2 protein-coding genes are annotated in these 858 nt (G+C 38.6%); one reads left to right on the plus strand and one right to left on the minus strand.

Annotated elements, in window-relative coordinates; translation table 11 throughout:
- Positions 1 to 502 (plus strand): IS3 family transposase (locus CXF65_RS01045; protein ID WP_157823980.1); only part of this gene is annotated, 502 nt, incomplete at its 5' end.
- Positions 503 to 600: 98 nt separating this feature from the next.
- Here CXF65_RS01045 and CXF65_RS15095 read toward each other — a convergent pair.
- The coding region (locus tag CXF65_RS15095) for a hypothetical protein (protein WP_227523170.1) at positions 601 to 858 on the minus strand (258 nt) is incomplete at its 5' end.

An 858-nucleotide genomic window follows, 5' to 3' on the forward strand; every position in this document is an offset into this window, starting at 1 on the left:
TAAGCGCCCTAATAAGTCTTGGGTGAGCGATATTACTTATATCTGGACAAATGAGGGCTGGCTGTACTTAGCAGGAGTGAAAGATTTATATACCAAAGAGTTGGTCGGTTATGCTATCAATAAACGCATGACTGCTGACTTAGTTTGCAAAGCACTAAGTATGGCAATCAAAAACAAACGACCTAATAAAGGGTTAATTGTGCACTCAGACAGAGGTAGTCAATACTGTAGCCATGCGTATCATAAAATCATTAAACAGCACCAGTTTATAGGCTCAATGAGTGGCAAAGGTAATTGCTTTGATAACGCACCCATAGAAAGCTTCTGGAGCATATTAAAGAATGAGCTGGTATATCATAAGGATTATAAAACAAGGTTTGCCGCCATTACCGATATCATTAGATACATCGAGCTATATTACAACCAAACTAGGATTCAAAAGGGCTTGAGCTATAAATCGCCAAGACAGGTGTGGTTTGATTATTATCGTCAAGCTGCGTAATTAAAATCTCCCAAGTTTGGTTCTACGGATTTGACGACAGTGGTCAAGTCATTGATCTTTCCTCTTAAAACAGGTTTTCCTACACAGGTCACATCAACCTAAGAAACCAATGTGAGATCGTAGAAAGCTCCTACTAAATAAATTAGAGATATTTCAGAAATAAAGAGCTGACGAACGACGGGAGCGTTATTAGGGCAAAGCATATTAACTGTGAGCACAGCCTTGTAGTCAAAATATCCTAAAATCGCTATGATAATGCTGATATCAATTTTTTGTAGCCTCTGTTTGCGCAGGCACAGCAAGCAAGAAAAATAGATATCAGCAGTGCGTGATGTGTCTATATTACTTTTCACTGA

The organism is Psychrobacter sp. Sarcosine-3u-12 (genome assembly GCF_002836005.1).
In the GTDB taxonomy this organism is placed as follows: Bacteria; Pseudomonadota; Gammaproteobacteria; order Pseudomonadales; family Moraxellaceae; genus Psychrobacter; species Psychrobacter okhotskensis.